This is a genomic window from Ruegeria sp. AM7 (genome assembly GCF_056535965.1).
In genome coordinates this window covers 375,987-402,746 of the sequence record NZ_JBQFJE010000003.1, presented here as the reverse complement: position 1 = coordinate 402,746, position 26,760 = coordinate 375,987, and the positions used below count along the sequence as shown (strand labels likewise).

The 26,760-nt window shown below is 57.0% G+C and carries 31 protein-coding genes; 9 read left to right on the top strand and 22 right to left on the bottom strand.

Annotated elements, in window-relative coordinates; genetic code table 11:
* Positions 1 to 169: 169 nt before the first annotated feature.
* Together ACR3EG_RS05710 and ACR3EG_RS05705 are read left to right on the top strand one after the other, a co-directional pair.
* A complete protein-coding gene (locus tag ACR3EG_RS05710; RefSeq protein WP_480498567.1) occupies positions 170 to 928 on the top strand; it encodes an electron transfer flavoprotein subunit beta/FixA family protein in 759 nt (252 codons plus the stop codon).
* The gene (locus tag ACR3EG_RS05705; protein WP_480498569.1) at positions 928 to 1,857 is read left to right on the top strand and encodes an electron transfer flavoprotein subunit alpha/FixB family protein; all 930 of its coding nucleotides are present in this window, start codon (positions 928 to 930) and stop codon (positions 1,855 to 1,857) included. Before ACR3EG_RS05710 ends, ACR3EG_RS05705 begins: the two co-directional genes overlap by 1 nt.
* 62 nt (positions 1,858 to 1,919) lie before the next feature.
* On the opposite strand, the gene ACR3EG_RS05700 is transcribed toward ACR3EG_RS05705, so the two are convergent.
* On the bottom strand, positions 1,920 to 2,741 hold the full coding sequence (locus ACR3EG_RS05700) for a DUF6473 family protein (protein ID WP_480498571.1): 822 nt from the start codon (positions 2,739 to 2,741) through the stop codon (positions 1,920 to 1,922).
* A 162-nt stretch (positions 2,742 to 2,903) separates the two neighbouring features.
* On the opposite strand from ACR3EG_RS05700, the gene ACR3EG_RS05695 reads away from it, so the two are divergent.
* The gene (locus ACR3EG_RS05695; protein ID WP_480498573.1) at positions 2,904 to 3,779 is read left to right on the top strand and encodes a 3-hydroxybutyryl-CoA dehydrogenase; all 876 of its coding nucleotides are present in this window, start codon (positions 2,904 to 2,906) and stop codon (positions 3,777 to 3,779) included.
* Positions 3,780 to 3,853: 74 nt separating this feature from the next.
* On the opposite strand, the gene ACR3EG_RS05690 is transcribed toward ACR3EG_RS05695, so the two are convergent.
* Genes ACR3EG_RS05690 through ACR3EG_RS05660 form a run of 7 tightly spaced genes read right to left on the bottom strand, consistent with a single transcriptional unit; the run spans position 3,854 to position 9,272 of the window.
* A complete protein-coding gene (locus ACR3EG_RS05690) occupies positions 3,854 to 4,753 on the bottom strand; it encodes a lysophospholipid acyltransferase family protein (RefSeq protein WP_480498575.1) in 900 nt (299 codons plus the stop codon).
* 39 nt (positions 4,754 to 4,792) lie between these two features.
* On the bottom strand, positions 4,793 to 5,062 hold the full coding sequence (locus ACR3EG_RS05685) for an HPr family phosphocarrier protein (protein WP_170356715.1): 270 nt from the start codon (positions 5,060 to 5,062) through the stop codon (positions 4,793 to 4,795).
* Positions 5,059 to 5,472 (bottom strand): PTS sugar transporter subunit IIA, encoded by a 414-nt coding sequence (locus tag ACR3EG_RS05680; RefSeq protein WP_480498577.1) that lies wholly within the window; start codon positions 5,470 to 5,472, stop codon positions 5,059 to 5,061. The genes ACR3EG_RS05685 and ACR3EG_RS05680 overlap by 4 nt, the downstream gene beginning before the upstream one ends.
* Positions 5,469 to 6,347 carry an RNase adapter RapZ gene (gene rapZ, locus ACR3EG_RS05675; protein WP_234899570.1) on the bottom strand — a complete coding sequence of 293 codons (879 nt, stop codon included), beginning with the start codon at positions 6,345 to 6,347 and terminating at the stop codon, positions 5,469 to 5,471. The genes ACR3EG_RS05680 and rapZ overlap by 4 nt, the downstream gene beginning before the upstream one ends.
* Positions 6,344 to 6,814, bottom strand: coding sequence for an HPr kinase/phosphorylase (locus ACR3EG_RS05670; protein ID WP_480498579.1), 471 nt, complete (start codon positions 6,812 to 6,814; stop codon positions 6,344 to 6,346). Before ACR3EG_RS05670 ends, rapZ begins: the two co-directional genes overlap by 4 nt.
* Positions 6,815 to 6,817: 3 nt before the next feature.
* Entirely contained in the window at positions 6,818 to 8,536 is a 1,719-nt protein-coding gene (locus ACR3EG_RS05665) for an ATP-binding protein (RefSeq protein ID WP_480498581.1), read from the bottom strand.
* A gap of 31 nt (positions 8,537 to 8,567) precedes the next feature.
* On the bottom strand, positions 8,568 to 9,272 hold the full coding sequence (locus tag ACR3EG_RS05660; RefSeq protein ID WP_170356719.1) for a response regulator transcription factor: 705 nt from the start codon (positions 9,270 to 9,272) through the stop codon (positions 8,568 to 8,570).
* 347 nt (positions 9,273 to 9,619) lie between these two features.
* Here ACR3EG_RS05660 and ACR3EG_RS05655 point away from each other — a divergent pair, with 347 nt between their 5' ends.
* The 3 genes from ACR3EG_RS05655 (at position 9,620) to ACR3EG_RS05645 (ending at position 12,448) form a co-directional block, all read left to right on the top strand.
* On the top strand, positions 9,620 to 11,218 hold the full coding sequence (locus tag ACR3EG_RS05655) for a phosphoenolpyruvate carboxykinase (RefSeq protein WP_480498583.1): 1,599 nt from the start codon (positions 9,620 to 9,622) through the stop codon (positions 11,216 to 11,218).
* A gap of 363 nt (positions 11,219 to 11,581) precedes the next feature.
* The gene (locus ACR3EG_RS05650) at positions 11,582 to 11,872 is read left to right on the top strand and encodes a hypothetical protein (protein WP_170356721.1); all 291 of its coding nucleotides are present in this window, start codon (positions 11,582 to 11,584) and stop codon (positions 11,870 to 11,872) included.
* Positions 11,873 to 11,953: 81 nt separating this feature from the next.
* Positions 11,954 to 12,448: a hypothetical protein gene (locus ACR3EG_RS05645; RefSeq protein WP_480498585.1), complete on the top strand. Its 495-nt coding sequence runs from the start codon at positions 11,954 to 11,956 to the stop codon at positions 12,446 to 12,448.
* Here the strand turns inward: ACR3EG_RS05645 and ACR3EG_RS05640 are convergent.
* Positions 12,445 to 13,209: a sulfite exporter TauE/SafE family protein gene (locus tag ACR3EG_RS05640; protein ID WP_480498586.1), complete on the bottom strand. Its 765-nt coding sequence runs from the start codon at positions 13,207 to 13,209 to the stop codon at positions 12,445 to 12,447. The genes ACR3EG_RS05645 and ACR3EG_RS05640 overlap by 4 nt on opposite strands.
* Before the next feature lie 144 nt (positions 13,210 to 13,353).
* Between ACR3EG_RS05640 and ACR3EG_RS05635 the strand changes: the two genes are divergently transcribed.
* The 3 genes from ACR3EG_RS05635 to ACR3EG_RS05625 all read left to right on the top strand — a co-directional run bounded on the left by ACR3EG_RS05635 (position 13,354) and on the right by ACR3EG_RS05625 (position 16,196).
* The gene (locus tag ACR3EG_RS05635; protein WP_480498588.1) at positions 13,354 to 15,045 is read left to right on the top strand and encodes an acyl-CoA dehydrogenase family protein; all 1,692 of its coding nucleotides are present in this window, start codon (positions 13,354 to 13,356) and stop codon (positions 15,043 to 15,045) included.
* Positions 15,046 to 15,208: 163 nt separating this feature from the next.
* Positions 15,209 to 15,763 carry a hypothetical protein gene (locus tag ACR3EG_RS05630; RefSeq protein ID WP_480498590.1) on the top strand — a complete coding sequence of 185 codons (555 nt, stop codon included), beginning with the start codon at positions 15,209 to 15,211 and terminating at the stop codon, positions 15,761 to 15,763.
* A gap of 40 nt (positions 15,764 to 15,803) precedes the next feature.
* Positions 15,804 to 16,196 carry an META domain-containing protein gene (locus ACR3EG_RS05625; RefSeq protein WP_480498592.1) on the top strand — a complete coding sequence of 131 codons (393 nt, stop codon included), beginning with the start codon at positions 15,804 to 15,806 and terminating at the stop codon, positions 16,194 to 16,196.
* Here the strand turns inward: ACR3EG_RS05625 and recO are convergent.
* From recO to folK, 13 genes are all read right to left on the bottom strand, one after another.
* Positions 16,180 to 16,905, bottom strand: a complete 726-nt coding sequence (recO, locus tag ACR3EG_RS05620; protein ID WP_480498594.1) for a DNA repair protein RecO — start codon at positions 16,903 to 16,905, stop codon at positions 16,180 to 16,182. The genes ACR3EG_RS05625 and recO overlap by 17 nt on opposite strands.
* Before the next feature lie 79 nt (positions 16,906 to 16,984).
* Positions 16,985 to 17,842 (bottom strand): hypothetical protein, encoded by an 858-nt coding sequence (locus tag ACR3EG_RS05615; protein WP_480498596.1) that lies wholly within the window; start codon positions 17,840 to 17,842, stop codon positions 16,985 to 16,987.
* A gap of 154 nt (positions 17,843 to 17,996) precedes the next feature.
* Positions 17,997 to 18,326: a DUF1491 family protein gene (locus tag ACR3EG_RS05610; protein WP_480498598.1), complete on the bottom strand. Its 330-nt coding sequence runs from the start codon at positions 18,324 to 18,326 to the stop codon at positions 17,997 to 17,999.
* A gap of 55 nt (positions 18,327 to 18,381) precedes the next feature.
* Positions 18,382 to 19,290 carry a GTPase Era gene (gene era / locus ACR3EG_RS05605; protein WP_480498600.1) on the bottom strand — a complete coding sequence of 303 codons (909 nt, stop codon included), beginning with the start codon at positions 19,288 to 19,290 and terminating at the stop codon, positions 18,382 to 18,384.
* A gap of 346 nt (positions 19,291 to 19,636) precedes the next feature.
* Entirely contained in the window at positions 19,637 to 20,317 is a 681-nt protein-coding gene (rnc, locus tag ACR3EG_RS05600; protein ID WP_353394792.1) for a ribonuclease III, read from the bottom strand.
* A complete protein-coding gene (gene lepB / locus ACR3EG_RS05595; protein WP_480498602.1) occupies positions 20,314 to 21,153 on the bottom strand; it encodes a signal peptidase I in 840 nt (279 codons plus the stop codon). The genes rnc and lepB overlap by 4 nt, the downstream gene beginning before the upstream one ends.
* Before the next feature lie 53 nt (positions 21,154 to 21,206).
* A complete protein-coding gene (gene acpS, locus ACR3EG_RS05590; RefSeq protein ID WP_480498604.1) occupies positions 21,207 to 21,629 on the bottom strand; it encodes a holo-ACP synthase in 423 nt (140 codons plus the stop codon).
* Positions 21,626 to 22,087, bottom strand: coding sequence for a hypothetical protein (locus ACR3EG_RS05585; protein WP_480498606.1), 462 nt, complete (start codon positions 22,085 to 22,087; stop codon positions 21,626 to 21,628). The genes acpS and ACR3EG_RS05585 overlap by 4 nt, the downstream gene beginning before the upstream one ends.
* Before the next feature lie 3 nt (positions 22,088 to 22,090).
* The gene (locus tag ACR3EG_RS05580) at positions 22,091 to 22,861 is read right to left on the bottom strand and encodes a pyridoxine 5'-phosphate synthase (RefSeq protein ID WP_480498608.1); all 771 of its coding nucleotides are present in this window, start codon (positions 22,859 to 22,861) and stop codon (positions 22,091 to 22,093) included.
* Entirely contained in the window at positions 22,854 to 23,552 is a 699-nt protein-coding gene (locus ACR3EG_RS05575) for a DUF2062 domain-containing protein (RefSeq protein ID WP_209198200.1), read from the bottom strand. The genes ACR3EG_RS05580 and ACR3EG_RS05575 overlap by 8 nt, the downstream gene beginning before the upstream one ends.
* 16 nt (positions 23,553 to 23,568) lie before the next feature.
* On the bottom strand, positions 23,569 to 25,701 hold the full coding sequence (locus ACR3EG_RS05570) for a RelA/SpoT family protein (RefSeq protein ID WP_209198198.1): 2,133 nt from the start codon (positions 25,699 to 25,701) through the stop codon (positions 23,569 to 23,571).
* 26 nt (positions 25,702 to 25,727) lie between these two features.
* A complete protein-coding gene (rpoZ, locus tag ACR3EG_RS05565; protein WP_170356736.1) occupies positions 25,728 to 26,081 on the bottom strand; it encodes a DNA-directed RNA polymerase subunit omega in 354 nt (117 codons plus the stop codon).
* 94 nt (positions 26,082 to 26,175) lie between these two features.
* Positions 26,176 to 26,745, bottom strand: coding sequence for a 2-amino-4-hydroxy-6-hydroxymethyldihydropteridine diphosphokinase (gene folK, locus ACR3EG_RS05560; RefSeq protein ID WP_480498611.1), 570 nt, complete (start codon positions 26,743 to 26,745; stop codon positions 26,176 to 26,178).
* Positions 26,746 to 26,760: the final 15 nt, after the last annotated feature.

The following is a 26,760-nucleotide window of genomic DNA, read 5'->3' as shown; positions in this document are numbered from 1 at the left end:
GTTAGCTTGAGCGCGCCGTAGCGTCAAAAAATATGAAACGCGACGTCCCAAGCCCACGAGATGACGATTTTGCCCTGTTGTCGTGTGGCTTGAGACGTTATTCAGACGTCCGAGAGCATTGGTGGAGTCGCGTCGCGGCTTACCGTTATTTGTGAGGAGCAAGCGCAAAATGAAGGTACTCGTGCCTGTCAAACGCGTGATTGACTATAACGTGAAAGTTCGCGTCAAAGCGGATGGCAGCGGTGTTGATCTCGCCAATGTCAAAATGTCGATGAACCCGTTCGACGAAATCGCCGTCGAAGAGGCGATCCGCCTGAAAGAAGCAGGCAAGGCTGACGAAGTCGTCGCCGTGTCGATCGGCGTAAAGCAGTCGCAGGAAACCCTGCGGACCGCGTTGGCCATGGGCGCCGACCGCGCAATTCTGGTTGTTGCAGCTGATGACGTGCACACCGATATCGAGCCTCTGGCCGTTGCCAAGATTTTGGCCAAAGTGGTCGAGGAAGAGCAGCCCGGTCTGGTTCTGGCAGGCAAGCAGTCGATCGACAACGACATGAACGCCACCGGTCAGATGCTGTCGGCCCTGCTGGGCTGGAGCCAAGGCACCTTCGCCTCTGAGGTGGACATCGACGGCGACAGCGCCAAGATCACCCGCGAGGTTGACGGCGGTCTGCAGACCATCAGCGTCAAGATGCCGACCATCGTGACCGTTGACCTGCGCCTGAACGAGCCGCGCTATGCGTCGCTGCCCAACATCATGAAGGCGAAGAAAAAGCCGCTGGACGAGAAAACTGCTGCCGATTACGGCGTCGACGTCACTCCTCGTCTGGAAATCGTCAAAACCGAAGAGCCGCCGGCACGTGCCGCTGGTATCGTCGTGGGCTCGGTTGACGAGTTGGTTGCGAAACTCAAAGAAGCGGGGGCTGTGTAATGGCTGTTCTTCTTCTCGCCGAAGTCAACAATGGTGAACTGGCGCTGGACGCCACCGCCAAAGCCGTCAACGCCGCGAAGGCGCTGGGTGACGTGACCGTTCTGGCCGCAGGTGGTTCTGCCGCTGCTGCTGGTGAGGCTGCCGCAAAGATCGACGGTGTCTCCAAGGTTCTGGTTGCCGAAGACGCATCGCTGGGTCACCGCCTGGCGGAATCGACCGCAGCCCTGATTGTGGGCCTGGCCGATGGCTATGAGCACATCGTCGCACCGGCCACCACCGACGCCAAGAATGTGATGCCCCGCGTCGCAGCCCTGCTGGACGCGATGGTGATCTCGGATGCATCCGGCGTGATTGACGGTTCGACCTTCGAGCGCCCGATTTACGCAGGCAACGCGATCCAGACCGTGAAATCGAACGACGCCAAGAAAGTCGTCACCTTCCGTACCGCGTCCTTTGATGCTGCAGGCGAAGGCGGTTCGGCTGCGATCGAGACTATCTCGGTCGGCGACAACCCCGGTCTGTCGTCCTGGGTTGAAGACAAGGTTGCCGAAAGCGACCGCCCCGAGCTGACCTCGGCTGGCGTTGTTGTTTCGGGCGGCCGCGGTGTTGGCTCGGAAGAGGATTTCAAACTTATCGAAACTCTGGCAGACAAGCTGGGCGCCGCCGTTGGCGCGTCGCGCGCCGCCGTTGACTCGGGCTACGCTCCGAACGACTGGCAAGTGGGTCAGACCGGTAAGGTTGTTGCCCCTGATCTGTATGTTGCCGTCGGCATCTCGGGCGCGATCCAGCACCTTGCTGGTATGAAGGACTCAAAGGTCATCGTTGCGATCAACAAAGACGAAGAAGCGCCGATCTTCCAGGTCGCTGACTTCGGTTTGGTTGCCGACCTGTTCCAAGCCGTGCCGGAATTGACCGAAAAACTCGGCTGATCTTAAGCCAAGGCTTTTCGACGAAAAATCTGACAGGCCCGCCAAAATGGCGGGCCTTTTTCTTAGCGCAGATCCCGAATTGGGCCTGCCAGTGCGTCGGCTATGGTCCTGTGCGCAGCGGGCCCAATCATGTACTCAGCCATCGGCTGCTGCAAAGTTCCAAACAGCATGTCTTCAAGCTCGTCCGATTGCCCCGAAACGCTGACGGTCTCACGCACGATTGCCGCGCAAAAAGGTCTAACCGCATCCAGCATTCCAAGGGACAATGGCACGCTTGCTTCATCGTCAAAGTCTCTGCCATCCGATTGACCAACAACCTGCAAACACAGAAGAATCACTGGCACGTCCTGTTTTTCCAGCAGAGCCCGCATCTGCTTTAACCAATTGCGCCGTAGCTCATCCGCGACGGCTTCGAAACGTGCGTCCTGATGGCCGCGCAACAGCGCCATCAGGTGATGCACGAAATTCACGTCGGCAAAATCGACATCGGGGTATAGCGAGATCAGATCATCCGTGGCGGCCAGAAATCGATCGTTCCGCCTTGGATGGACGCGATAGAAGCGATTCGATTGTCCAAGTAAGTCCGGCGCTTGCAACACGCACAGTTCGGCCTTGTCCATCAACGACTGAAGGCCGGAGTCGCGACACAACGCATCGACACCGCAGAACAGGCTGCCAAGGTTTAAACACCGCCTGTCAAGCTTGTCTTCCAAAACGGACGCGAACGGAGTTTCGACGAAACGGCCAAACGTCTCTGTCCCACCGATGCAAGCCATGTATGGCGTATCCAATGATCGCTCGGGACCACGAAACCAAAGCCGCGATCCCGAATACTGGCAGACGGCATCCTCGGGAACCCCCGAGCCTGTTTGGTAATAGCTCATTACACTCACCCATTTTTCACCCGGGAGACACTTTGCAGCCGCATATCTTGAGAAATTACTAATGTGCGCATTTGAAGCAAATTCGATGGGTCTCATCCTCTTGCTGCCCGCCCCCATCTGCCGATACTGTCGCCATAACCCGTGGGACAGAGGCACCTGAATATGGATGTAAAATCAGTCGGAGTGATTGGCGCAGGTCAGATGGGCAACGGTATCGCCCATGTGTTGGCCTTGGCGGATTATGATGTTGTTCTGAACGATGTCAGCCAGGATGCGTTAAACGCTGCGATGGCCATTATTGAAGGCAATTTGACCCGCCAGGCATCACGCGGAAAGATAACGGATGAGGCGGTACAGAACGCCTTGAAACGCATCACAACCACGCTGGAATTGCCGCAACTGGGCAAGACCGATCTGGTGATCGAGGCGGCCACCGAACGCGAAGCGATTAAGCAGGCGATTTTTGAGGATCTGCAACCTCATCTTCTGCCGCATACGATTCTGACATCGAATACGTCGTCTATATCGATCACGCGTCTGGCCAGCCGTACGGACCGACCCGAAAGGTTCATGGGTTTTCATTTCATGAACCCGGTTCCCGTTATGCAACTGGTCGAGTTGATTCGCGGCATCGCCACAGATGAAGAGACGTTCAGCGCGTGTAAGGCCGTCGTCGACAAGCTGGGGAAAACTGCAGCCAGCGCCGAGGACTTTCCGGCCTTTATCGTGAACCGTATTCTCATGCCAATGATCAACGAGGCGGTTTACACGCTGTACGAAGGGGTCGGGAACGTGCAGTCGATCGACCAGTCGATGAAACTGGGGGCAAACCATCCTATGGGGCCCTTGGAACTGGCCGACTTTATTGGGCTGGACACGTGTTTGGCCATCATGAACGTGCTGCATGATGGTTTGGCGGACACCAAGTATCGCCCTTGCCCATTGCTTACGAAATATGTTGAGGCAGGGTGGCTTGGTCGCAAAACCCAGCGCGGGTTTTATGACTATCGAGGTGAATTCCCGGTTCCGACCCGTTGAAGGGGGCCAGCCCCCTCGCCCGGACGTTGTCCGGGCTCACCCCCGAGATATTTTTAGCCAGATGAAAAAGCGGATCAGGTTCCGCGTGTCTCGCCCAAGGACAACGTGTGCTTTCGGAGCCACGCCATGAAACCGCGTGGATCGCGTTCCAGAAGTTGCATGTCTTCTTCCGATATCGGTTCACCAATGACTGGGGATTGAGGCTTGTTGCAAGACCGGACGATCTCGTGCAGCAAAAGGCCCTGGCGCATAATGGCTGATAGTTTGTTCGCGATCTGATAGGCACGAGAGTTGCGGCCCGGGAAGAAAATCGGCACCACCTGCGCGCCGGATCTCCGGATCATCTTGGCAGTGAAAACGTTCCACTCGCGTTCAATCGCAGGGCCAAACCAATCATCCGAGGACATAACGACACCTGACGGGAACAGAGCCACTACGCCTCCGTTTTTGAGGTGATCCATCGCCTTACCACGCATTTCCAGCATTTTGGCCTGCGCTTCCGGGTCATGCGGGAAAGGCACTGGAATCATAAACGACGTCGCGGCCTCATCCAGGCCAGTCAGGACCGAGCGTGTCAGAATGCGATAGTCGTTGCGCACCTGACCGATAAGCTCGGCCAGAATCATGCCATCGACCATACCGTGAGGGTGATTTGCCACAACGACCACAGGTCCGGTTTTGGGGATACGGGCAATCTGTTCCTGCGGTGTGGTCAGATTGATTCCCATCACCTCAAGCGCGCCGCCCCAGAAACGCTGGCCCCGGTAGTATTCGTTCTTCTTCTCAAACTTGTTGACCATACGCAAAATGGTCAGCTTACCGGTGCACCATTCGATGGCGCGAATAGCCGTCGAGGTCCATGCGTCATCGAACGAGTTCGCGTAGGTCAGGGTTCTACGGTCGTAGATTTCGCCCTGGTCCTCGGTTCCATCGACAACCGGGCCTGTCTTGGTCTCGTGCGTAGTTTCCGCCAATTCCTGGTCTTCCCGTTATTGGTATCGCGGCTGATGCGCTCAGAACCCCTCCCCGAACTTGTCGTTCACCAGGGTTTCCAACGCGTCAGCCAACGCCTCAGCATCCGGTCCGGACGTCTCGACGTCAATAGTCGTTCCACGCGACGCTGCCAACATCAAAAGACCCATAATACTGTCGCCTGACGCTGAAAGCCCGTCTTTTGACACTTCGGCCTGTGCATCGAACCCTTCGACCACTTCAACCAACTTAGCCGAGGCGCGCGCGTGCAGGCCCTTTTCATTAACTATTTTCAAGCTTCGGGTGGTCATTCTCGGTCGGTCCGCTCTTGGTCAAAGGTCACATTTTGCGCATTGATGTATTTGCGCCCAGCTTCCATCGCCTGCCGCACCGCATCTCCGATAGGCAGGTGGCGGGATTTAGCCAGTTTGATCAACATAGGCAGATTTGCACCGTAAAGGATACGGCGGTCTTGAGGTGCACAAGCGCGCAAGCTGAGATTCGACGGACTGCCGCCGAAAAGATCTGTCACGACAACGACGCCGTCACCCACATCAACGCTGTCAGCGGCAGCACAGATTTCTGCCTGTTTGGCCTCGCGGTCATGGTCCGCTTCGATCGAAATCGCCGCAAGGCCAGGTTGCTTTCCAACGACATGCTGCATGGCCGCAAGATATTCCTGCGCCAACCCACCATGTGCTACGAGTACGATCCCGATCAATCCGGCCTCACATTCAACGATCGACGTTCCATTTCGCGATGCCTAATTGCCACCTGCTGCCCCCCTTCCGCAAGAGCCTTTGCAACCGCTTCCGCTGTGGCGACCGATCTGTGCTGACCGCCCGTACACCCGAATGCAACGGACAGATGCGCTTTTCCTTCGGCACGATAGGCCGGAAGCAGGATTAAAAGCAGATCGACCACGCGTTCAAAAAACGGCGCATAATTTCCGTCTGATTGAACGTAGCGCGCCACGTCCGGGTTTCGACCGTCTTCGCCCCGCAGGTCTGGCTGCCAGTATGGGTTAGCGAGGAAACGGCAATCAAATACCATGTCCAGACCACGGGGTAACCCGCGTTTATACGAAAACGACTCGACCGACACAGCTAGATGTCGGCCTCCCTGTGGCGCGAACCAACGTTCGACCTCTTGCCGCAGCTGGTGCACGTTGAGCGGGCTGGTATCAATTAGCGTGTCAGCAATCTCTCGGATCGGCGCCAGCAACTCTTTTTCCTGCATCACCCCGGTTTCAGGGCTGGCATTCGCCGCGACTGGATGTCGCCGTCGCGTTTCAGAGAACCGACGCAGCAAGACCTCATCGCTGCAATCGAGATACAAGGTGGCCAGGTCGACATCAGCCATACGGCGCAGTTTCGCGGCCAGTTCGATAAAACCAATTGTCGAGAAATCCCGATTTCTTGCATCCAGCCCCAAAGCCATGGGCCGCTCGCGCGCCGGTCCTTCCAGCAAACGAAGCAATAGGCCCATCGGTAAATTGTCTATGGCTTCAAAACCCAGATCTTCGAGCACCCGAATAGCGGTGGATCTCCCCGCACCAGAAGGTCCGGTCACCAGAACTATCCGTTGTTGTGTCATGCGTTCGGCCATTCTGGACCCACTCGCCCCATTTTCAAAAGCTGCATAAGAGCTGCCGACAAATTGGGGGCAGCCGCTGCCCGTAGCAAGGGAACAGTTTGCCTCAGGGCGAGAACAGTTGCGTGTTCGGGCAGGCGCGCGTGCTCGGGCGCATCTAGATCAACAACATAACGAAGTGGGACAGGCCCGACCGGAACAGCTTGCAGAAGGCCGATACCACGGGCCTCGATTATGCCGCTAATATTGGGGGCGGCATCCGCTAATACCGCTCCGCTCTTCATGCGTAAACTGACGCGGTCGTCTGCAACCAACCCGGCGCCCGCCGCCATCATCTGCAACCCAAGCGCGGATTTCCCTGAACCGGACGCGCCAATGATCAAGATACCGCGCCCGTCGACCGCAACGCAGGTGGCGTGAACAACTGCAGAATCCAGATTTTCAGCGGCCGACAGCGAGGTGTCCGGCATGGCCTATACGGGTAACCCGACGACAAACCGGGCGCCCAGCGGATCCGAGGTGATGTCCGCTTCGGTCGGTCGAATGTTTTCAGCCCAGATAACGCCGCCATGTGCTTCGACAATCTGCTTGGAAATCGCCAAACCAAGGCCCGAGTTGTTCCCGAAATGCTCGGCCGGGCGCTGGGAATAGAAGCGCTTGAACACCTTCGTCAGTGCCTGTTCCGGGATGCCGGGACCAGTGTCTTCAACTACAATCAAGACCCGATTCTCGCGCTGGCGGACCCAGACACGTATCGCATCGCTGTCCTCGCAGAAGGAAATCGCATTGGTGATTAAGTTGACAAAGACCTGTGCAAGGCGTGCTTCGAGGCCGTGGATCACGATTGGTTGAATCGGCAAATCCGTGATGTAATCTATGCCTTTTTCGCGCGCGTCCTCGCCCAAATACTGGCCGATGTTGCCCAGTAGCTTGAGCAAATCGAACGGCTGCTCTTCTTCCTTGACCAGTTCGGCATCAAGACGCGATGCATTTGAGATATCGCTGACCAGACGATCCAACCGCCGCACATCATGCTCAATCACACCCAGCAGTTTGTCTCGCTGGTCTTCGCGTTTGACCATACGCAGGGTGCCAACTGCGGATTGCAGGCTGGCCAAAGGATTCTTGATCTCGTGCGACACATCGGCCGCGAACTGTTCATTTGCGTCGATGCGGTTGTAAAGCGCCGTCACCATGCCTCGCAATGCCCGGCTAAGACGCCCTATTTCATCCGGTCGCGCGCTGAGGTCGGGGATACGGATACGGCCAGGGTTCATACCTGTGCCACGGTCTCTGCCCGACTCTGCAGCAGAGGCCAAATCCGCTAATGGGTTTGCAATGGTCGAGGCCAAAACAAGGCTTAACCCGATGGAGACAAGCAAGGCGACCACAAACATCTGTAGAATACGCTCTTGCTCACGTCGCGCCAGAGCGTCAATTTCGCCTGCGGGGCCCGTTATCGCAACAGCTCCAACGGGGACTCCGTCCTGCAGGATCGGCGTAGCCGCAACGACAACCGTCTCGCGTTGTTCGTCCTTTACCGCCTGAACCTGTGTTGCGCCATCAAGCGCTGAGGGGACAATAGCCTGAACCCGCTGCGCCAAAGTCGGTGCCGTGCTGGGATCGTAATTCGTGAAAATGCGGGTCAGGCCGTTCCACACCGCATTCAATGCGTCGCTGATCAGCGTGCTGCCTGTCTGAACCTCGGCATCAGTTCGCAGCAGCACGGCCATTGTGGACGATGAAGCCGCGCCACGCGTCCAACCGATAAGGGTGCCGGACATGTCATACACGAAAACTTCGCCACCCGGCGGCAGGCTCAGACCGGCCAACGTGTCTTCAACGTCCAATTGACTGGCATTTTGCGACGGTTGATCGCCGGTTTGACGCAACCGTGTTTCAAAGACGTTGCTGACCAGTTGCGCGTTTCCGACGATATTTCGCGCAGTCTGCTGAACTTGTTCCTCACGAGAATCGTCCAAGTACAACAGTCCGGTTACCAGAATAACCAAGGCCACCAAGTTGATAGTAACGATTTTGCGCGCCAACGGGGACTCACGCAAGGCGAACAGATTTCGGCGACGCCGCGATGCGCGCAGCTCACCTGATTCTCCGTCCTGTGGAATGACCCAATCATCCCCCAGAACGACATCGCCATCCTTGAATTCGCTGGCTTGTTCCGTATCGCGCACGAGACCCAACTACCCTTTCAGATTGGCGTTCTTATTCTTCGTTGTACCGGTAACCAATGCCGTAGAGCGTTTCGATGGCCGAAAACTCTGAATCAGCGGCGCGCATTTTCTTGCGCAGACGCTTGATGTGGCTGTCAATGGTCCGATCGTCCACATAGACCTGATCGTCATAGGCCACGTCCATCAGTTGATCGCGGCTTTTTACAAAGCCTGGTCGCTGTGCCAACGCCTGCAGCAACAGGAACTCGGTCACTGTCAGGGACACGTCTTCTCCCTTCCAGCTGACCGCATGGCGCAGAGGATCCATCCGCAGTTCTCCGCGTTCCATAACCTTAGCGTCGCCAGTATTGGCGACAGTCGCGTCACCTGAAGTGGCTTCCTGTCGGCGCAGCAATGCCCGGATACGCTCGACCAGCAAACGCTGCGAGAAAGGCTTCTTCACATAATCATCCGCGCCCATGCGAAGGCCTAGAACCTCGTCAATCTCGTCATCTTTCGAGGTCAGGAAAATCACTGGCATCTGGGTCTTCTGCCGCAGGCGCTGCAACAGATCCATGCCGTCCATACGCGGCATCTTGATATCCAGCACAGCCATGTCAGGCAGTTTCTTGTTGAAGGCGTCTAGCGCGGCCTGCCCGTCATTATATGTTTCAACCTCAAAACCTTCGGCTTCGAGAGTCATGGATACGGACGTCAGAATGTTTCTGTCGTCATCCACCAATGCAATCTTTGACATCGGGTTAACCCCTATTCCTGCTCACTCATGCAATTTATCGCTTATTAGTATGGCATTTCTGGCGTTTTTAAGGCCGCGAATCAATCCGTAACTGCGAATCGTGCGATTGTTGTCACATAGATGCAGCAAAAAAGCCGTTAATGTTGCCGGAAAGGCGCTTTGATTTCCGACAGGAAATTTGTGATGGCGCTAAACTTGGGCTTGGTTGCGCTAACTGCGTCAAACCCTCCTGTTCATGTCCCGAATGACCGTGGTAAGACGCGGCCATCCGCCGGTTTTTCCCGGCTAATTGCCCAATGGCGCATCCGGCCCAACCGCCAACGCGCCGCCACACGGAGAAGACACACATGACATCTGGACGGGTTAACCCGCAATTCCGCCTCGAGGATCAGGGCATCGAGGGTCTGGGAAATGTCTATTACAACTTCATGGAACCGGCGCTGATCGAAGAGGCGCTGAAGCGCGGCGAAGGCACTCTGGGCAATGGCGGAGCCTTTTTGGTGACCACCGGCAAGTTCACCGGCCGCTCGCCCAAGGACAAACACGTCGTGCGCACGGACAGCGTTGCAGACCATATCTGGTGGGAAAACAACGCCGAGATGAGCCCCGAAGGCTTTGACGCGCTGTATCAGGACATGCTGGTCCACATGAAAGGCCGCGACTATTTCGTGCAGGATCTGGTTGGCGGAGCCGACCCGGCCTATTCGATCAACGTGCGCATGGTCACCGAACTGGCCTGGCACAACCTGTTCATCCGCCACCTTCTGCGCCGTCCCGAGCGCGAGGATCTGAACGAGTTCATCGCCGATTTCACCGTCATCAACTGCCCCAGCTTTCAGGCCGACCCGGCCAAGCACGGCTGCCGGTCCGAGACCGTGATCGCGATGAATTTCGACCGCAAGATGATCCTGATCGGCGGCACAGAATATGCGGGCGAGAACAAGAAATCCGTCTTTACCCTGCTGAACTACATGCTGCCGGAAAAAGGCGTGATGCCGATGCACTGCTCGGCCAACCATGCGGTTGGCAACCCGGTCGACACCGCCGTCTTCTTTGGCCTGTCCGGCACTGGCAAGACAACCCTGTCCGCTGACCCGGCCCGCACTTTGATCGGCGATGATGAGCATGGCTGGTCCGATCGCGGCACCTTTAACTTCGAGGGTGGCTGTTATGCCAAGACGATCAACCTGAACGCCGAGGCCGAGCCGGAAATCTACGCGACCACCACCAAATTTGGCACGGTGATCGAAAACATGGTGTTCGATCCCGAAACCAAGGAACTGGATTTCGAGGACGACTCCCTGACCGCAAACATGCGCTGCGCCTATCCGTTGGAGTATATCTCGAACGCGTCCAGCAGCGCACTGGGTGGCCACCCTAAGAACATCATCATGCTGACCTGTGATGCGTTCGGCGTGCTCCCTCCGATCGCGCGGCTTACTCCGGCGCAGGCGATGTACCACTTCCTGTCGGGCTTCACCTCCAAGGTTGCCGGGACCGAGCGCGGTATTACCGAGCCTCAGCCCACTTTCTCGACCTGCTTCGGCGCGCCGTTCATGCCGCGCCGCCCGGAAGAATACGGCAACCTGTTGCGCGACAAGATCGCCCAGCACGGCGCGACCTGCTGGCTGGTCAACACTGGCTGGACCGGTGGCGCCTATGGTGTGGGCAGCCGGATGCCGATCCGCGCGACCCGTGCACTGCTGACAGCTGCGCTAGACGGATCGCTGCGGGATGCCGAGTTCCGCAAAGATGCCAATTTCGGCTTTGACGTACCGGTTTCGGTGCCCGGCGTGGCCGAAGTCCTTTTGGACCCGCGCCGCACCTGGGACGATCAGGCGGCCTTCGACAAGCAGGCTGAAAAACTGGTGCAAATGTTCGCCGAGAACTTTGAACAGTACCTTCCGTTCATCGACGAAGACATCAAAGCCGTAGCAATCGGTTAATCGAAAAAAGGGGGCGAAATCGCCCCCTTTTCTTTAAAGAGTCTCACTACATCGTGATCGCGCATAAGTTGCATATTGCAAAATGTGAATGCAATTGCGTTGCTCGAAGTGTCGATCTGAGGTATCTCGGCATGTCAGAAATATGACAAAACCCGACGCTCTCGCGCCGGGTGAGAAGTGAAAAGACCTATGGGATGCTCAAGCGCACACTCACAAACGCGGTTTGAGCAGCCTAATCAGATAGCTAGTGTATTCTAAAGGGGATGAGTGTCAATATGAGATTTGCCGGGTAACTCGTAAAACGGCATACCTCAGTTCGTCACCGTAAAGGGGCGGAAGACACGGAATAAGGCAGGTAACGATATGACAGAAATCTCGAAACTCACCGAACTGCGTAAATTGATGCAAAGCATGGAGCGGACGCTGGGCCTGGAACAACTTTCTCCGGTTGAGCGCGATATCTATTACGCGGCTGAGGAATTGTCGAAAAACGATCAGGAAGTTCGCACCTTTGGTTTGATTGAACATACACTGGTTCAAAGCGTATCGCGCCCAACATTTTTCCGTGCACTCAAGTCTCTGGTGCAAAAGGGATACCTTTCGCAAAGCGGCAGCGCAAACCGGGGGCGGTACGTCGTTCATGCTCCCAGGTGACGCGCCCAACAGCCACGACAATGGCTGATTGTCGTGCGCAAATGGGCTTCTGAAACGTTTTTTGCCTCGTTGGCATATGTTGTGGCATCGTACCTTACATTCGAGGTTCTGATGCCCCTGCAGAACATGTTTTTCCCAGAATATCCAAGCCGGGCCAGCCTACTGTTCCTGCCCCATGGGGTTCGGGTATTGTCTGCATGGCTATTGGGATGGCGGGCCATTTTTGCTCTACTTCCCGGCGTTTTCATCGTCTTTGCGGCCCTGGGGGGCAGCGACGTTTTCCTGCCCAGTCGACTTTCCGCTATTGCAATCGCCGTTCTGACAGTACCGGCAGTCTTCTATTTGCTCAAATGGGCCGGATGGGATCTGTTTCCAAGGGCTGATTGCAAACCGTGCTGGGTCTGTGTCATGGGTGTAGGTGTGATCACCTCATTCCTTGTGGCAGGTCTGACAAATATGGCTTTTGGCAGCGCACGCGTCGAATACATTGCCTATTTGATCGGCGACATTTCAGGGCTGTTCTTCCTGATGCTGGGTTTGTATTTCGCCTTCCGCTTTGCTGATAGCCGCAGTTAACCCATCACCGCTTTACGCAGAAGGTTCAATCCTGCGATCAATAGCACCATCAAAGTCAGTTTCCGAAACCGCGCCTGGTCGATGCGCGCCTGCAGGCGAAGGCCGACCCACATCCCAAGCAGTGCGGGCAGGATCAGAATTGCCGAGAACGGTGCTGTCTCGGCCCGCAAAATACCCGAGCCCAGATGCGCAATAACCAATGCGCCTGCCCCAAGCCCGTAGATTACGCCCTGTACGCGCATTTGCACATCCTTGGGCGTATTCAACGCTGTCAGATAAGCGACCGTCGGAGGCCCCCAGATCCCCGACATACCCCCTACGAAACCGGCTACGGCTCCAATCGCAGCCTCAATTCGGGTCGAGGTCTTTTCGAGAGTCAATTTCCACCCGGCGATCTGAATCACAGCAAAGACCGAGACCGGAATGCCGATCATCAATAGAAACACCGTTTCGGGCACGAAGCGGACCAGTTGTGCCCCAGCTAACAAAAACACGAGGCCAACCAACAGAAAAACGCGAAACTGCCGTATGGCATCGATCGCGGACGGAACTCCTTCGCGCAATGCCTGCACGCCATTTGTGACCAACGTAGGCAGGATCAATCCCGCCAGCGCCAGTTGCGGCGACAGGAAAACACTAAGTCCAGACACAAGCACCATGGGCATGGCAAAACCAACCATCCCTTTGACCCAACCCGCGGCAAAAGCGACGACAAGCGCAAACAGAATATCCGACGGTGAAACAACGGAGAACAGGGTCATGCGCCTGTGATATCACTCCTGAAAAATTCTGCATCGCAAAACTGCGTAAGAAATTTTTGAACTATTTCGCAACGTAATTCGTATTTTTGTTGCGCTGCACGTGCAGCATGGTATGACCAGTCGACCCAGAAAAGGACTTGATTCATGGCCCATGACGGACAGGATATGACCCAGATGACAGCATCCGCGATTTTGCCCGACCTTCTGACACTGACACGCGCAGCAGTACCGGCAGTCGAAGCTGTGTTCGACCGCGCGCGTGAATCAGTGCGCGAGATGGTGACTGTCGAGGGTCGCGTGTCCGGTGCGTTGATCGAAGCCAACCAAACGGCCGCTCATGGCCTCGCGTGGCTGGCCACCTACAGTCAGTCGCTGCAACAGATGCAGCGTTGGGCCGAGACCTTGGACCGTGATGGCAAGTTTGGTGAAATCGAACAGCTGCTGCATCAAATCGCGTTCGGCGAATACCTGTGGCAGGTCTATGGCGGCATCCAAATGAATCAGGGTGAAATCGTTCGCCTGCAGGATCTTGGCCTCAGCCAAGATGATATGCGCGCGTTGATGATCCCCGAGGTGATGACCCTGACCCAAGGCGGCAATACGCAAGCCGCCCGCAGTCGCCTTGTAGAATTGATGGAAGATCAGGCCGGTGCCACAATGTTTGGCGCATCCGGTCTGGACGAAGAACTGGAAATGATCCGCGACCAGTTCCGCCGCTATGCGGTCGAAAAGGTCGAACCGCACGCCCATGAGTGGCACCTGAAAGATGAGCTGATCCCGATGGAAATCATCGAGGAGCTGGCTGAGATGGGCGTCTTTGGCCTGACCATTCCCGAAGAATTCGGCGGGTTCGGCCTGTCCAAGGCCTCGATGTGCGTGGTGTCCGAGGAACTGTCGCGCGGCTATATTGGCGTGGGTTCGTTGGGCACCCGGTCCGAGATCGCGGCCGAGCTGATCATCGCCGGCGGCACGGATGAGCAAAAAGCCAACTGGCTGCCAAAACTCGCCAGCGCTGAGATTCTGCCCACTGCCGTTTTCACCGAACCCAACACCGGGTCCGACCTTGGCAGCCTGCGCACCCGCGCGGTCAAGAATGCCGACGGCGATTATGAGATCACCGGCAACAAGACCTGGATCACACACGCGGCCCGCACCCATGTGATGACCCTGCTGGCCCGCACCAACCCCGACAGCTCTGACCACCGCGGGTTGTCGATGTTCCTGGCCGAGAAAACTCCCGGCACGGACGAGGCCCCCTTCCCCACCCCCGGCATGACCGGCGGCGAGATCGAGGTTCTGGGCTATCGCGGCATGAAGGAATACGAGCTGGGCTTTGACGGCTTTAAGGTCAAAGGTGAGAACCTGCTGGGCGGCGAAGAAGGCAAGGGCTTTAAACAGCTAATGGAGACCTTCGAATCTGCCCGCATTCAGACCGCTGCCCGCGCCATCGGCGTGGCGCAAAGCGCGCTGGATATCGCCATGCAATACGCGCAGGATCGCAAGCAGTTCGGCAAGTCGCTGATCAACTTCCCCCGCGTCTCGGGCAAGCTGGCGATGATGGCGGTCGAGATTATGATTGCGCGCCAGCTGACCTATTTCAGCGCGTGGGAAAAGGACAACGGACATCGCTGCGATCTTGAGGCCGGCATGGCTAAGCTGCTGGGCGCACGGGTTGCGTGGGCTGCTGCGGATAATGGCCTGCAGATTCACGGCGGCAACGGGTTTGCGCTGGAATACAAGATCAGCCGCGTTCTGTGTGATGCGCGCATCCTGAACATTTTCGAAGGGGCTGCCGAAATTCAGGCACAGGTCATCGCTCGGCGTTTGCTGGGTTGATCTGAAAGGTAGCCCTGTTTCCCCAACTTGACCCGGCGCGCGCGCCGGGTCTTTTTTTGCTAATGACATAGGCCCAGTTTCGCCAACGCCCGGAATTTCTCACTACCACGATGCCTTGAATACAGTTACATCAACCGGGACAGTGAACAGGAAATTACACGACATGATGCGATCTATTCTGGCCTGCCTCGCCGTAATAGTGGCTATGGCGCTAGGAGGCTGCGCCAAGCAATACCCAGCCGCTGGCCAGAACGACATAGACGAACTGGCGCTGGCTATCCGCGACCTCGGGCCCAACGTCGACCCTGTTGAAGCGCAGCAAGCCGCTGAAATAGCGTACACCTACTCAAGCCGTTTGGCGCAAGAATGGAACGTGACCGACCCAGCCATCATTCACAACGCCAAGGTCATCAATGGCCTGCGCGAGAAGGGCCTGTGCAACGATTGGGCCGAAGCCATGACTGCCCGGCTTCGGCAAGAGAATTTCGAGACTTTGGATCTGCATTGGGCGACTTCGCCCCCCACGGCATTTCGCATTATCCACCATTCTGCGCTGATCAGCGCCAAGGGGGATTCGATGTATGATGGGCTGATCCTTGATCCATGGCGCAACAGCGGCGCACTGACCTGGGCCCCGACACGCGCGGATACACGATACAACTGGCGCCCTCGCAGCGAAGTACGGGCCGAGTTGGTGAGCGGTCAGAACCCCTATTAACCCTGTTCGGATTTAGGGTGATTTGGATTAACGTGATCAAATGATACGACTAACCCTGATCCTGCCCTTCATGACTCTGTTTCAATGCGACAGGGATGAAACCGTCGCCGCCTATGGTGCGGCGGATAGAACATGGGCGCTGCAAGAGATCGACGGTCAGCCATATGAAGCCAGCGCTTTGCTGCGTTTTACGGAAGACGGGAAGATTGCGGGCAACGCCCCGTGCAACAGCTACAGCGGCACCCTAAGCGCCCCATATCCCTGGTTTGAAGTGACTGGATTGACCGCCACCCGCGCAGCCTGCGCGGGGTTGGAAGCCGAAGGATACTATTTCGCCGCTCTGATCGCCATGACACAGTCTGAAGTGGCCGGAGACGTTTTGATCCTGCGGAACGAGGACGGCCACGAAATGGTGTTCAAAGCCGCCGAGTAAACTGCTCGACAAACCGCGCCCGCGCTTCGGGCAGCGGGCGATGACCGAGGGACGGCGCGACCCGGTGCTCTAGAAAATACCCGGTGGTGCGCAGTGCCTCGGCAATCTCTGGATCCGGCGCGGCACCCTCGCCGCGCAGACATGGGGGCAATGGCAACAGCTTAGCCGCCCATTCCCCCGCCCCTTTCTCACTAACCGCGCGGCCCGATTTCGGAGAGACATAGATCAGATCTTCAACCGCCCCGGTAACGGCACAAGCGGTCAGATCAAGACCAAAGCCCAACTCTTCAAGCATGGCCGATTCCCATCGCAAGTAGGCCAGCGGCCATACATCATCCTGTCCCAGCAGGTCCATCAACTGTTCGGTTTGTTTGTAGATGACCGGGTGGGGTTCCCGTTCGGGCAGGCAGAAGGCCAAAAGTGCCACGACCGCGTTTAAGCCCGCCAGTGCCAGCCGCCCCGAAAACGCCGCCGCTGCACGAGACCGCAGGGGTTCGACCTGAAACGTGCCTATATGCTCTTCGAGCCGCGCGCGCCAAAGCACGTCCAGCTGTGCGCCCGGCTGCAGGATCGGCGCAGTCTTCCGACTGGTCCCACCGCGCACGACACCGGCATGGCGACCATGGCCTTCGGTGAAGACCTCAATGATCGCCGATGTTTCACCATGTCGGCGTGTCGTCAGAAGTATGCCATGATCGCGCCAGTCCAATAATCTGCCTTATATTGCGCCCCCTTGACGCCGCAACAGAACGCAGGTGGCAAAATTAAGCAAGCGGGATCAGGTCCAGTCAGAACCGCAGTCGGACTGCGAGTCCAACCAAAGGTGCTGTATCATATTCCTGGCGACTGAGCTCATTGCCATTGCGATCGTCCAGCGTCAGACGCCCGTCCAGTTCAGCGCCAGCGAAAACATTCAGAGACACGCCGGGATTCGGGGTATAGCCGAAGGCCAGAACAATGGGGATGCTTTTGTCTTCACCAACCCCGTCAGGTGCCAGTCCATCCCCATCCAACCGGAACCGTATCCGTTCAGACCGAGCCGAGAGCGACAGGTTCATTTCATCGCTTAGCGCATAGCTGAGGGTTAGCCCCGGACCTTGCGTCGCCCCAATGCCCGAACCAGTGTTCAGGTTCCAACGGTCATTGATGTCCCAATCGACCAACAACGCCGGGAAAAGCTCGGTCCCGTCATCCTCCAGCTGGGAAAACGCACCAAACGCAGGGCCAATCGTCAAACGCTCATTCAACTTCCATGCGATACCTGCGAACACGCCATAGGTCCGCCCGTCCGAGGCCGAAGCCCCGCTCTGGTAATCCCAGCGCACTTGCGGGGACACGAAAACAGTTGCGGTATTGCCTGCGCGAAATCGCACTGGCACGGAAAACCGAATGTCGCGAATGTCTTCCCAAGGTTGGTTTTCGGCTTCACTGAAATTGTAGTCGAACCTACCAAAACTGGCCGACAGCCCAACCGAGGTTCCTGCGTCCAAATTGTACAGCGCCGTCGCGCGCAAAAAAGAGCGATTGGCCGAAAACTCTCCTCCATCATCCAAGCTAGCATCGCCCTGAAAAGCTGCCAGCCCCTCAAGTTGATAGACCCATCCCGCCCTTGGTTGTGCCGAAGACACGGTCGCGGATATGCTCAAAAACAACGCGGTCCCGCACAACGTTGACAGGAAAGTTTTCATCCGCTCCAACCTTTTGAAAACAGGGTACAGTCTCAAATAGCAGTTCTGCATCTCCTGCAGAACGCACAATGAAAATAGAATGTTTGACTGTCTTCGCCAGACCACAAGAGAATTATTCGAGCCCCTCTTCCCCCAGCAGATGACGTCCTTGCCGATCCTCGACCTCGATCACCCAAAGGTCAGGATCAAAACTGCGCTGTCGCGCAATGGCGACGTCTACGTCGGCTTCTTGTCCCGCTGACAGTTCGACCCATGTGCGCTCGCCGCTCATTAGGTCAAAACTACGTTGAAAAGCGATCGCCTGACCGTCAAGCGTGTTGAGCTTGACCAGCACAGCGCCGGCCGTGTTGTCACCGTGAGCGACGACAAACGCAGGAATTTCTTGAAACCGCAGCCGAGCCAGATAGGCGTGAACCCAAAATTCAGCTGTCAGACGGGTCATGGCGCGCTCCTTTGAAACCACGCCAATAAACTCGGACGAAAACTCTTAGTAACGCTCATGCGTTGCCGTCTTTGAAATCCAGACCCATTTCCGAATAGCGCTCGGATTCCTCCAACCAGTTCGGGCGGACCTTGACCTGCAGGAACAGGTGGATCTTGCGATCCAGGAACTCTTCCAATTCAGCGCGCGCAGCCTGACTGACCGCCTTGATCGTCTCGCCACGTTTGCCCAGAACGATACCCTTGTGACCGTCACGCATAACATAGATAACTTGATCGATTTTGGCCGATCCGTCCTTGCGCTCTTCCCAGTTCTCGGTCTCGACGGTCAGCTGATAGGGCAGTTCCTGATGCAGGCGCAAGGTAAGTTTCTCGCGCGTCATTTCGGCGGCGATCATGCGCAGGGGCAGATCAGCAATCTGATCCTCTGGGTAGAGCCAAGGCCCTTCGGGCAGCTCGCCCGCCAGCCATTTGCGCAAGTCTTCAACCCCGTGGCCTTTTTCGGCTGAGATCATGAAGGTTTCAGCAAACGGATAGCGTGCGTTCAAGTCGCTGGTTAGGGCCAGCAGTTTCTCGGATGGAACTTTGTCGATCTTGTTGATGGCCAGGGCGACGGTGCGGCCCTGCCCGATCTCGTCCAAACCTTCCAGAATGCGTTCAACCCCTTCAGTGATACCGCGATGCGCTTCGACCATTAAGACCACAACATCTGCATCAGCCGCGCCCCCCCAGGCGGCAGCAACCATGGCGCGGTCCAGCCTGCGGCGCGGCTTGAAAAGACCCGGCGTGTCAACAAAGACCAACTGGGCCTCGCCCTCCATCGCGACGCCGCGAATGCGCGCACGCGTGGTCTGCACCTTATGCGTCACGATCGAGACTTTGGCCCCAACCATGCGGTTCAGAAGGGTGGATTTGCCCGCGTTGGGCTCTCCGATCAGGGCGATAAATCCGGCGCGTGTGGTCATGTGTGCTGCGATCCTGTTTGCAAGTGCGCACCCCTATAGCAGAAAGACTTCGCGGGCCAGAGGGTTTTGTCTCATAGCGGGTTTGCACTTCTCTTGGAGAGAAAGCACCGTCAGAGCAGCTGTGGGTAACAAAGTGGGCTCATCTGGATTGGTTGTCGACGTTGGCAGACCTGATCTGGCTAGAGTTTCCGATGTTCGGCAGGGGAGGCGTCTCGGCCTTTAGGAATGAGGCGTTTCATCACTGGACAATCGGCTGTCAGGTCGACGGGTATCAAGTCGTTTCAATTTCGAATTGTTTGCGCCAATCCGATCCAGAGGGAGCCAGCCTCCTCGCCAAAGGGATATGCTATTTCGTTAACTGGTCGAGCAGCGATTTGGCTGCGGCCTGTTCCGCCTGGCGTTTTGAGCCGGCAGTGGCTTGCGCCTCTGTACCGTCCTGCAAACGTGCGGCGATCGTGAATACCGGGGCGTGATCGGGTCCACTGCGCTTGACCTCGACATAAGATGGAGGTTTCTGACCGCGTGCCTGCGCCCATTCCTGAAGAGACGTTTTGGCATCGCGCGCATCTGCTTCGACCGAATGGATGCGATCGCCCCACAAAGCAATGATCACGTCCCGCGCCGCTTCGAACCCGGCATCGCGGTAGATTGCGGCGATGACCGCCTCCATCGCGTCTCCCAACAGTGCCTGTTTTCGACGGCCACCCGACAACATCTCAGATCGGCCCAGTTTCAGAACCGCTCCGAGGTCGATCTGTCGCGCGACATCGGCGCAGGCTTCTTTTCGGACCAACGCATTGAATCGCGGAGCGAGTTGGCCCTCAGTTGCCTTTTTGTCGGCCTCCAGCAAGGCCGTAGCCATAACCAACCCCAATACACGGTCGCCCAAAAACTCTAACCGCTGATTATCCGGTCGAGTTGAGGATGAGACTGAGCCATGAGTCAGCGCGCGAACAAGCAGCTCAGGGTTGGAAAACGTGTAGCCCAACCGATGCTGAAAAGACTTTATCTCGGCCGAAAGCTTCACTTGACCGCCTTGAAGAACCGGTCACTCCGCCACGTCCAGAAGAACAGCATCGACCGGCCAGCGGAAGAGAACATGATCCGATCTGCGCGACCAATCAGGTTTTCGTAAGGCACATAGCCCACGCCACCCGCAGATTGCGGCAGACGGCTGTCGCTGGAATTGTCACGGTTGTCGCCCATGAAGAAATAGTGACCTTCGGGAACTGTGTAGATCCCGGTGTTGTCGGATCCCTGGTTGCCGATATTGAGTACGTCGTAAGAGACGCCGTTTGGCAACGTTTCGATCGTCCGGGACTTTTCGCAAATCGCCCCAATCCCGACCGGGCCGTTTTCACAGCGCGGACGAAGACCTTGCGGCCCCTGTGGCAAAGCGGTTTCGGTGAAAACACCATCCGGTTGCTGTGGAACAGGCGTACCGTTCAGGATGATCTGGCCTTCGCGGATCTGGACACGGTCACCGGGCAACCCAATCAGGCGTTTGATGAAATCACGCCCTGTAACAGGGTGACGGAAGACGATGACATCCCCGCGTTCAGGATCGCCGGCCCAAAGGCGCGAGTTATCGTCACCCGACATCCAACCGCAAACATCCTCGGCATCGATATTCAAGCCAACGCTGGGAATTATCAGACTGGGGCACGAGGCATAGGAATAACCATAGGCCATCTTGTTGACGAACAGGAAATCCCCGATCAGCAGGGTCTGTTTCATCGAGCCCGACGGAATCCAGAAGGGTTGAAAAAACAGTGTCCGGAAAACGCCTGCGATCAGCAATGCGTAGACGATGGTTTTGATCGTCTCCCACACGGGATTTCCGGTTTTGACGTCCTCGGCCATACTGCTCTCCGGTCCTTGGTTTGTTGGGGTGCTACATGCGGGGCGCGGCCGGGTTAGTCAAGGCTGGCGCTACGTTCGTGAAGAGGGCGCGCCTCGATCACCACAAAGGCCTGCGCCCAGGGGTGATCGTCAGTGAGGGTGACGTGAATGATCGCCTCGTGCCCGGCCGGGGTCATTTTCTTAAGACGCTCGGCGGCCCAGCCTGTCACGTGCATAACAGGCTGACCCGTTTTCAGGTTGGTGACTGACATGTCCTTCCACGCGATACCCATGCGCAGACCGGTGCCCAGCGCCTTGGAGCACGCCTCTTTCGCGGCCCAGCGTTTGGCATAGGTGCCCGCTGTGTCGGCGCGGTGTTCCGCCTTGCGCTGTTCTGTTTCAGTAAAGACACGGTTGCGGAACCGATCACCGAACCGGTTGAGAGTGCCCTGAATGCGCTCGATATTTGCGAGGTCTGTGCCGATGCCGAGGATCATGATAGCCGCTCTTTGGTTTTGTGTCTGGCCATCGCTCGAAGTTCAGTTTTTACGGCTAACCAAAAAATCACACTATTGGAAAACACCGCGAAGATAAGCTGCCAGGTCAAAAGCTCCGCAATATGACCGGTTCGATGCCAAAACTCCCATAAGTGCCAATTCACTGGCCCGATACCGGAAGCCGCCAGAAGAAAATAGGCGACGTAGTTCACAACAAAAAACAATAGGCTCGATACGCAGGCGAAGGCCAAGAGCTCCGGCAGTTTAGGCATAAACTCTAACGCGCGCGCGGTTAACCGGCCAGTGACTGCGGCTGCAAGGATACAGGACAAATAGGGGATCCCGATGTTTGCGAAATTCAACCCTGTAAAATGGAACACCGCAACAACCGAGATCGGCAGCAGATACCTGACTGCAACCAACCATATCGTGTATTGCCAAAAGTCTATGCTCTTCACGCGTTACCCCGCCAGACTGGGCTGAGGGGCGCTCCGCGCCTCATCCATCAGCCTTCGCATCTCGGCAATCGCCGGGGTCAGGCCGCGAAAGATAGCCTCTCCGATCAAGAAGTGGCCGATGTTCAACTCGCGCACCTCGGGGAAAGCCGCAACAGGTTGAACGGTGTCATAGGTCAGGCCATGGCCGGCGTGAACCTCCAGCCCGAGCGAATGAGCAAAAGCGGACATCTCGCGCAGGCTGTCAAGCTCTTGGTTGGCTACGTCTGTGTGGCCCTCGGAGGCAGCGTCGCAATAAGCACCGGTATGCAGCTCGATCACCTCGGCACCGATACGATGCGCGGCTTCGATCTGGCGCTGGTCGGCGGCGATGAAGATGGAGACGCGGCAGCCCACGTCGCGCAGGGGGGCGATGAAATGGGCCAGCTTGTTTTCCTCGCGCGCGACTTCCAAACCGCCCTCGGTCGTCCGTTCCTCGCGTTTTTCGGGAACGATACACACTGCATGCGGTTTGTGTCGCAGGGCGATCTGCTGCATCTCGGGGGTAGCCGCCATCTCAAAGTTCAGCGGGACCGACAGAACCTCCATCAACCCGTCAATATCGGCGTCCGAGATATGGCGGCGATCTTCGCGCAGATGGGCTGTAATGCCATCAGCCCCAGCCTCTTCGGCCAGTTTCGCGGCGCGCAGAGGGTCAGGGTACGCCCCACCACGCGCGTTGCGCACGGTGGCCACGTGGTCGATATTCACGCCCAGACGCAGGGGATTGTCAGACATCGCTTGATTCCTTTGCCGAATTCTGGCCCGAGCCTAGTGGTTTTGAAACGGAAACGGCAGGCTTGGATTCTGCCAACCGCCGGATTTCGTCAAATTTCGCTTTGATTTTGGCGCGCCGCCGCTGCTGGTAGGTACGGATCAAAGGCAGGCTCAGATAGTGGCAGATCGCCCCGGCCAGCAAACCGGGCAAAATGCCCCCTATCAGGTAGGGAAAGAACACTTCGTCATAGAATATACGCAACCCGGACCAATCAGCCATGCGATCCGTGAAAATGGCAATGAAGTTATCCTTAAGGTCACCCAGCGCGTCGGCAAACTTACCCATAAGGCCATGGGTGTCGCCCTCCTGAAACTCGGTTCCCAAAATGAAATGACCGGCCTGAAGGCAGATGACACCAATCGGAACGTAAGTGAGCGGGTTTCCGAAAAAAGTTCCGCTCAACGCAGCCAGAATATTGCCGTTGATCAGCCGCGCAGCCAAAGCCGCAATAAAGAAGTGAAATCCGTAGAATGGAGTAAACGCTGCGAATACTCCCGCCCCAATACCACGCGCGATACGTTCAGGAGAATCTGGCAACCGGCGAACGCGGTGTTTGACATAGTGGAACGCGCGGGTCCATCCGCCACGGGGGTAGACGAATTCAGATGCGATCTGGACAGGCGAGCGTCGATCTCGGCGCTTGAAAACCACTCCTGATCACCCCTTCTCAGCCAGCCGCCACGGCGGTCTTGGTCCTGTCTCTGTAGCGTTCGACCGCGGCAACGTCGCTTTCGGCCTCAAGCATCAGCATCAAAGAGTGAAGCTGTTCAAGGTCGCGCAGTTCGACATTGATCAGAAGACGATAAAAATCCGGTTTGCGGTCGACGAATTCAAGGTTCGAGATATTGGCCTTTTTCTCACCGATCAATGTGCAAATACGCCCCAGTACACCCGCATCATTGCCAATGGTCAGATCCAGCGTCGCGCCATAGACCGCCGGATGGGTGCCAGTGTGCCAATGCAAGTCCACCCAACGCTCGGGTTCGCCTTCAAACTCGGTCAGGCGGTCACAATCGATGGCATGCACCACCACCCCTTTGCCACGATAGGTGATGCCGACAATCCGCTCTCCCGGCAGGGGCTGACAACATGGTGCCCGGTCGAATTTCTGACCCGGCTCAAGACCAATCACAGCGCGGCGCAGGGGGATCGCGTCCCCTTCATCCTGCGTAAGCTCAGGGTAAACGGCCGTAACCACATCATGGGCCGTCAGTTCGGCACTGCCCAATCGGGCCAACAATTCGTGTCGGTCCTTCAGACGCAAATGCTTGGCGGCCGTGTCCAGCGCCTTGTCCGTCGCCTTTCGGCCCACATGTTCAAACCCCGAGCGCGCCAGTTCCTTGCCCAATTTGATGAAACGCTCGCGGTCGACCTCACGCAAGGCACGCCGGATAGCAGTACGAGCTTTGCCCGTGACTGCAATCTCAAGCCATGTGACCTGCGGGGTCTGCCCGTCGGCCGTGATTACATCGACCGATTGGCCGTTCTTGATCCGGGTCCACAGCGGCACCCGGATACCGTCCACCTTGGCCCCGACACAGGCATGGCCAATCCGCGTGTGGATCGCATAGGCAAAATCAATCGGCGTCGCGCCACGCGGCAGCTTCACCACATCGCCCTTGGGCGTGAAGCAGAACACCTGGTCCGAATACATCTCAAGCTTGACGGCTTCGAGGAAATCTTCGTGATCATCCTCGCTGTCGAACTGCTCGGTCAGGTTGGCGATCCACTTGGCCGGATCGACGGCGAACGGGTTTTCGGACCGCACACCGTCGCGGTACGACCAGTGCGCCGCCACACCCGTCTCGGCAACGTCGTGCATCTGGCGAGTACGGATCTGAACTTCGACCCGTTTGCCATCCCGCCCCGACACGGTGGTGTGAATCGACCGGTATCCGTTCGATTTTGGCTGGCTGATATAGTCCTTGAACCGTCCCGGCACCGCGCGCCAGCGCTGGTGGATCGCGCCAAGGGTCCTATAGCAGTCTTCTTCTGTCTGAGTGATAATGCGGAAGCCATAGATATCGGACAGACGCGAAAAGCCCTGATCCTTTTCCTGCATCTTGCGCCAGATCGAATAGGGTTTTTTGGCTCGGCCGAACACCTCGGCTTCGATCCCAGCCTTGTCCAATTCAAGGCGCATATCGCCGGTGATCCGATGGATCACATCGCCGGTTTCCCGTTGCAGAGTGATAAACCGCCGGATGATCGACTGCCGACCTTCGGGGTTCAGCACGCGGAAGGCCAGATCCTCCAGCTCTTCGCGCATCCATTGCATCCCCATACGGCCCGCAAGTGGCGCGTAGATATCCATCGTCTCGCGCGCTTTTTGAACCTGTTTTTCGGGGCGCATCGCCTTGATCGTGCGCATGTTGTGCAAACGGTCTGCCAGCTTGACCAGAATGACCCGCAAATCTTTGGACATGGCCATGAACAGCTTGCGAAAGTTCTCGGCCTGTTTGGTTTCCCTGCTGGACAGCTGCAGGTTGGTCAGCTTGGTGACGCCATCGACCAGCTTGGCCACTTCATCGCCGAACAGCTCGGAGACCTTGCCGTAATTGGCCTTGGTATCCTCGATCGTGTCATGCAGTAGTGCGGTAATGATCGTGGCATCATCCAGACGCTGTTCGGTCAGGATGGCGGCAACGGCAACAGGATGGGTGAAATAGGGTTCGCCAGAATGGCGGAACTGACCCTCATGCATCTGGCTTCCGAACTCATAGGCACGGGCAATTCGGTCAGCATTTGTCTTGGGGTTGTAGTTGCGGACCAGCGCAATCAAGTCTTCAGCAGAAATCATCCGGTCCGCACCTTCGTTTTTGGGGATCACCCCTGGCCTTGAGCCTCCATAAGAGCGCGCAGCAGCTTCTCTTCGGACATGTCATCATCTGCGGGCTTGTCGGATTCCGCGCCCATCAGCAGCGCCATCTGATCCTCTTCGGGCTCATCAACCTCGATCTGGGTCTGGTTGGCCTCGATCAGGCGTTCGCGCAGTTCATCGGCGCTTTGGGTTTCGTCGGCGATTTCGCGCAGCGACACAACCGGGTTTTTGTCATTATCGCGGTCCACAGTGATCGCGGCACCTGCGGAAATCTCACGCGCACGATGGGCGGCAAGCATCACCAGCTCAAACCGGTTTTGTACCTTGTCTACGCAATCTTCTACCGTCACGCGGGCCATGGGGCGCTCTCCGTTTCTGAATCCATGTCAGGAAGAGGTTTATCTAAGGGCGAATCCCTGCCTTGACAAGCAGGAAATGCCGCAAATGCACTGATCACAAAGGGGTGACGGCGGCAATATCTTCGGCCGGCAGGGCTGCCACCATTTCCCGGACCGTCAGACCTAGCACGGGATGACACCAATCCGGGGCGACATCAGCCATTGGCACCAGCACGAAGGCGCGATCCTGAAGACGCGGATGCGGCAGGATCAATTGGTCCGGCGCCTGCTGCATCTGTTCCTGCGACGGCAGCATCCGCCATTGGTTATAGGTTGATGTATCCGGAAGCACTTGGTCGCCGAAACATACCAAATCCAGATCCAACGTCCGCATCCCCCAGCGCTGTATTCGTTCGCGCCCGAATTCGTGTTCGACCTCATGCAGCAGTTGCAACAAGTCTGCAGCTGACTTGTCCGTGTCGACCAAAACAGCCGCGTTCACGTAATCCGGTCCAGCACCCTCTGGAAAACAGGGGGTCTCGTAGAATCGGCTGACGGCGCGAATCACCAAGCCCTGACGTGAAATTGCGTCAATTGCCTGTTCTAGTGTCACCTTGGGTCCGCAGCCTCTCAAATTGAGATTTGCGCCCAATGCAATGACCGATTCTGACGTAAATTTGCACATACTATTCCCTATATT